Source organism: Bradyrhizobium sp. (assembly GCF_036009065.1).
GTDB lineage: Bacteria > Pseudomonadota > Alphaproteobacteria > Rhizobiales > Xanthobacteraceae > Bradyrhizobium.
This window is the reverse complement of record NZ_DASYMN010000317.1, coordinates 1-5,406: the sequence shown is the minus strand read 5'-3', so window position 1 is coordinate 5,406 and position 5,406 is coordinate 1. Positions and strand designations below refer to the sequence as shown.

The window sequence follows — 5,406 nt, the reverse complement described above, 5'->3', positions numbered from 1 at the left end:
TATGACGACTCGCTCGACGTGTTCGGCGTGCACTGCATCGGCGGCATCGTCGGCGCGCTCGGCACCGGCATCCTGGTCAATCCGGCGCTCGGCGGCACCGGCATCATGGACTACACCACCGGCAAGATCGCCGACTACGACTTCGTCGCGCAGATGATTTCGCAAATCTGGGGCGTCGGCACCACGCTGGTGTGGTCGGGCATCGGATCTGCGATCCTCTACAAGGTCGTCGACGTCATCGTCGGCCTGCGCGCCTCCGTCGAAGTGGAGCGCGAAGGCCTCGATCTCACCGAGCACACCGAGCGCGCCTACAACATGTGAGGGGTTCTCCCGGGGCGCGGTTTTTTCCAAGAGGGACCGCGCCCACAACTCCGGTTCGGGCACATACCCGGCAATGCCCCGACCGTTGAGGGGCTCCAGCGCAAGCTGGGGCCCCTTTCTTTTTAAGGGAGAGGCGGCAAGTACAACTCCTAATTAGTACCCAGATCGATCAGGCGTGGGACAAGCCAGAAGACTGCAGCTTCGAGGCGTTCTGCGGATGCCGGGAACGCCGATCAACCCGACGCCCTCTCCAAGTATAGATCCGGCAGACATGGTTTCACTGGACAAAATGTCCGAGATATCCATTACGGACATCGCCAGATATCAAGAACAGCTTCAATAAATGATTCTTCATCCCGATGATCGTGCGCTTAAAGTTATGTCGTTGTATGTGACCGTGCTCGGTGCGCTCGTGACCGCACTGTTCGCGCTCAAACAAACGACAGGTAATCGCGTCTTAGCTTCGCCGCATGGTGGTGTGATCCGTTTCCGCCAGCCTCGATGCGCTACCGGCCGCCTCGCCCGCTACTGATTGGTCGTCGTTTCGGCCTCCAGACAGTCCGGACAGATTGATACGCAACTGCAGCTAATGATTTGGCGCGCGAGCCCTCACAATCAGATCCGGGAATATCCCGGGGGCTTCAATGCTTGCCGCGATCGCTTTCGGTGGATGGATCGACGCCAGTCCGAAAAAGAACGTCGTATCGCCTGGGCCCGAGGTGTCGGCAGCGCAAACCGGTTGACTGAATGTGAAGGTGATGACGTTGCGGTTCTGCTCCGCCGATGCCAGTCCGATTGTCCCGAGGCCGCCCTTGGTGACCACGAAAACATCGTCCGCAGGGCCGACCTTGTTGTACTGAAGCTTGGTCACGGGGCCGAAGTCCACCTCCAACCCTGTAACGCAGGCTACATCGCCAACGGCGGTCGCCTGCGTCAGGTCCACTCGGTATTCGTAGGCGGTTTTTCCGGCGCCGGGGGCGCCGGGTTGTCCGGCGAAGGTGCGCGATTGCAGCCAGGCGATTCCCGTGATGTTCGGAAGCGCTATGTTGCCGACGCTGTCGGTAACGGTGACCGTGCAATCCGTTTCAAACACGCAATTGATGTCAGGAGCCGCCACCTTGACGACGGTCAGCGGCGCAGCGACGGCCACGCCTGTCAGTGAACACAGAATGGCGCCGAGATAGAATTTGCGCAGTGATCCTCTCATAACCCCCTCCCCGAGCCAGCGAACTTTCGTGCTGAGATTGCTCCAAATCAACTAACGCCACAAGGTTGTTTGGCGGGCCGCGGCGGCAATTTGGGTCTCCATGTGCCCTACGAATAATCGCTGAAAACGACCGAATTGTCGCGCTTTACGGCGCACCAGTGGCCAGCGATCCTGATGGACCGCGCCCACAACTCCGGTCCGGCGCGTCCGCGATGCCATGGCCATTAAGGCTCCAGCACGCTGGGGCCCCGCTTTCTATGTGGAAGCCGGCGCAACTAGCTCAACCTTCGGAAAGTAGCTGCGATAGCGGCGCACATGACGCGTCAGCAGCAGTTGCTCGACTTGAGCATGAGCGCCGTTAAAAAAATCCGCAGCACGCCTGTGCGACTACCTCCGGCGTTGCGATATTGCGCGAAGGCTTTGCCGGCGGGAAACAATGCCGTCCCACGGCATCCGCACCACGGGAATGCCGGCCCGCGCGAGCGCCGCGTCGAACCGCACGACTGCACGAGACTGCCACAACCTCCGATGGTAATCGTGTCTCGGTTGGGCTATTTCTGGTTGTCACAGGCCTTTTGGCCAATAAGGCCAATTCCCTTGGTTAATCGCGTCTTAACCTCGCCGTATCTATGGTGGTCTGATCCGTTTTTGGCTGGTCTCGACGTGCGACCGGCTGCTCTTAGAGTGCTGGCGCAACCCAATGGCAATGAACGCTTCATCCGGCGTGGCGAGGGACGAGGGCAGCCAGAATTCCGCCGGGCAGAGCGAGCGCTCGCCGTTTGCCCGGGTGACCGAACTGCTGGCCCCGTACCAGCCCGGCAAGCCGCTGATCATGCTCTCGCTGGGCGAGCCGCAGCATCCGATACCGGCCTTTGTCGGCCCGGTGCTGGCTAAAAACCTCGCCGATTTCGGCCGCTATCCGCTCGCCACCGGCATCGAGCCGTTTCGGCGGGCGGCTGCGAACTGGCTCGGCGCCCGCTTCACGCTGCCGCGGCCGATCGATCCGGACAGCGAGCTTCTAGTGCTCAACGGCAGCCGCGAGGGACTGTTCTTTGCCGCCATCACCGCGGCGCGGATGGCCGGCAAAAACAAGCCGGCGATCCTGATGCCCAATCCGTTCTATCCAGCCTATGGCGCCGGCGCCCGCGCCGCGGGCTGCGAGCAGATCTATCTGCCCACCACGCGCGGTAACGGATTTCTACCTGACCTTGATGCGATCGACGAGGCCGTGCTGGCGCGCACGGTGGCGTTCTACATCGCCTCGCCGGCCAACCCGCAAGGCGCGGTGGCCTCGCGCGACTATCTTGCGCGGCTGAAACAGCTCGCCGACCGCTTCGGATTTTTCATTTTCAGCGACGAATGCTATTCGGAAATCTACACCCGGAAAGCCCCTGGCAGCATGCTGGAATCAGCCGGGCCCGATTTCACCAATGTGGTGGCGTTCCAGTCGCTGTCAAAACGCTCGAACCTGCCGGGCATGCGGGTCGGCTTCGCCGCCGGCGACAAAAGATTCCTCAGCGCCTTCCACGAACTGCGCAATGTCGCCGCGCCGCAGGTGCCGGTGCCGCTGCAGCAGGTCGCGGTCGCCGCCTACAGCGACGAGGCGCATGTCGAGGAGAACCGCCGGCTGTACCGGATTAAATTCGATCTCGCCGACCAGATCCTCGGCAACCGCTACGGCTACCACCGCCCGGCCGGCGGTTTTTGCGTGTGGCTCGACGTCTCGGCGCTTGGCGGCGACGAGGCGGTAACGGTGAAATTGTACAAAGACGCCGGCGTGCGCGTGCTGCCGGGCAGCTATCTGGCGCGGCAGCAGGCCGACGGCAGCAATCCCGGCGACGGCTACATCCGGCTGGCACTGGTGCAGGACAGCGAAACCATCGCCGAAGCGCTGCACCGCCTGGTGCAGACGCTCGACCAGAGTTGAACCGATGAATTCGCAATCGCAGCGACCCGCGAGCGCCTTCTTCACCTCTCCCCGCAGGGGAGAGGTCGAAGCCGGAGCGCAGCGCAGGCTTCGGGTGAGGGGCGTCTCCGCACACTCGAACTTGCGGATAGCCCCCTCGCCCGGATCGCATCTGACGATGCGATCCGACCTCTCCCCTGCGGGGAGAGGTGACCTGAACGTCGGAGCCGATTCGACTCTAACTCGTCAAGCGCCAGAGCTTCGATCCACCTATTCAGATTCAAATCGCGGGGCCCTATGAGCATGCCGGCGATCGAACGTGTCATTCCCCTGGTCGGCCAGTTGCCGGCGTCGATCCGCGAGGCGCTGGCGCGGCGGCTGCGCGAGGTCGCCGGTCTCGGATTGCTCGGCCTGTCCGGCGTTGCCGCGGCAGCGCTGATGACCTGGTCGGTGCAGGATCCCAGTCTGAGCCACGCCACGTCGCGCGCGATCCGTAACATCGTCGGCTATCCCGGGGCGATCGGCGCCGATCTCTTGATGCAGATTCTCGGCCTCGGCGCCGTCATGCTGATCCTGCCCGTCGCGATCTGGGGCTGGCGCATGCTGACCCACCGTACCTTCGACCGCGAGGCGTTGCGCATCGCGTGCTGGTTTCTCTGCACGATCCTCGCTGCGGGTTTCGCCAGTTGCTGGCCGCATGGCGGTTCCTGGCCGCTGCCGACCGGCCTCGGCGGCGTGGTCGGCGACGCGCTGGTGCGCGCACCCGCAGTGGTGTTCGGTCCGCCCGGCCTGATCTACCGGCTGGCGCTCGGCTTCATTCTGTTTACCGCGATGATGGCGGCGCTGCTGGTGGCCGGCGGCCTTGGCTCGCGGGCCAGGCAAGAAGAACTGACGCCGATCGAGGATGACGACGCGCCGTTCGTCGAGGAAGAGGATCGTGGCTCGGTGTCGCTGGGATGGCTGGTTCACGCCGTCATGAGTGCGAAGGCGCGAATCTGGCGGTTGTTGACGCTCGCCTATCGCTGGCTGGTCGCAAGCACGCCGGCGCCGCGCATCTCATTCGAGCGCCAGGAGCCTAATCTTGGCGCGGGCCCCGCAGCGCCGGCGCTGGCGCCGCGGGCTGACGAGGATTTCGACGAAGACCTCGATGAGGACGACGACGCCCCGGTCGCCCGCGCGCCGCGCAAGAAGGCCGCGCCCCGCGCTCCCACGCGCAAAGCATCCGACAAGTTCGAACTGCCGTCGGTGAATATGCTCACCGCGCCGCGCGCGTCGGACCGCCAACCCCTGAGCAAGACCGAGCTCGACAGCAATTCGCGCGCGCTGGAAGGCGTGCTCGGCGATTTCGGCGTGCGCGGCGAAATCGTCAAGGCCAACCCGGGCCCGGTGGTGACGCTGTATGAGCTGGAGCCCGCGCCCGGCATCAAATCCTCGCGCGTCATCGGCCTTGCCGACGACATCGCGCGCTCGATGAGCGCGCTGTCCGCGCGCGTCGCCGTGGTGCCCGGCCGCAACGCCATCGGCATCGAATTACCCAATCCGCATCGGGAAAAGGTGTACTTGCGCGAACTGCTGACCGCCAGGGAAACCAACGACGCGATAAAACTGCCGCTCTGCCTCGGCAAGAACATCGGCGGCGAATCCATCATCATCGATCTCGCGCGCACGCCGCATATGCTGATCGCAGGCACTACCGGCTCCGGCAAATCGGTCGCAATCAACACCATGATTCTCAGCTTGGTTTATCGGTTGCGCCCGGACCAGTGCCGGCTGATCATGGTCGATCCGAAAATGCTGGAATTGTCCGTCTATGACGGCATCCCGCACCTGCTGACGCCCGTCGTCACCGACCCGAAGAAGGCGGTGGTCGCGCTGAAATGGGCGGTGCGCGAGATGGAAGAGCGCTACAAGAAAATGTCCAAGCTCGGCGTGCGCAACATCGACGGCTACAATGCGCGCCTGCTCGAAGCCA

Annotated in this window: 4 protein-coding genes and 2 pseudogenes; 4 read left to right on the top strand and 2 right to left on the bottom strand. The window is 63.5% G+C overall.

The window, feature by feature from the left end; translation table 11 throughout:
• Both VGP39_RS19520 and VGP39_RS19515 read left to right on the top strand, forming a co-directional pair.
• Nucleotides 1-321 (top strand): annotated as a pseudogene (locus VGP39_RS19520) (ammonia channel protein); the annotation flags it as partial.
• Between the two features lie 343 nt (nt 322-664).
• A complete protein-coding gene (locus VGP39_RS19515; RefSeq protein ID WP_327569737.1) occupies nt 665-853 on the top strand; it encodes a hypothetical protein in 189 nt (62 codons plus the stop codon).
• Between the two features lie 54 nt (nt 854-907).
• On the opposite strand, the gene VGP39_RS19510 is transcribed toward VGP39_RS19515, so the two are convergent.
• Together VGP39_RS19510 and VGP39_RS19505 are read right to left on the bottom strand one after the other, a co-directional pair.
• The gene (locus tag VGP39_RS19510; RefSeq protein ID WP_327569736.1) at nt 908-1,579 is read right to left on the bottom strand and encodes a hypothetical protein; all 672 of its coding nucleotides are present in this window, start codon (nt 1,577-1,579) and stop codon (nt 908-910) included.
• Between the two features lie 204 nt (nt 1,580-1,783).
• A pseudogene (locus VGP39_RS19505) lies at nt 1,784-1,974 on the bottom strand (DNA-binding protein); the annotation flags it as partial.
• A 254-nt stretch (nt 1,975-2,228) separates the two neighbouring features.
• Here VGP39_RS19505 and VGP39_RS19500 point away from each other — a divergent pair.
• A complete protein-coding gene (locus tag VGP39_RS19500; protein ID WP_327569735.1) occupies nt 2,229-3,455 on the top strand; it encodes an aminotransferase class I/II-fold pyridoxal phosphate-dependent enzyme in 1,227 nt (408 codons plus the stop codon).
• A 276-nt stretch (nt 3,456-3,731) separates the two neighbouring features.
• A partial coding sequence (locus tag VGP39_RS19495; protein ID WP_327569734.1) for a DNA translocase FtsK occupies nt 3,732-5,406 on the top strand: 1,675 nt, incomplete at its 3' end.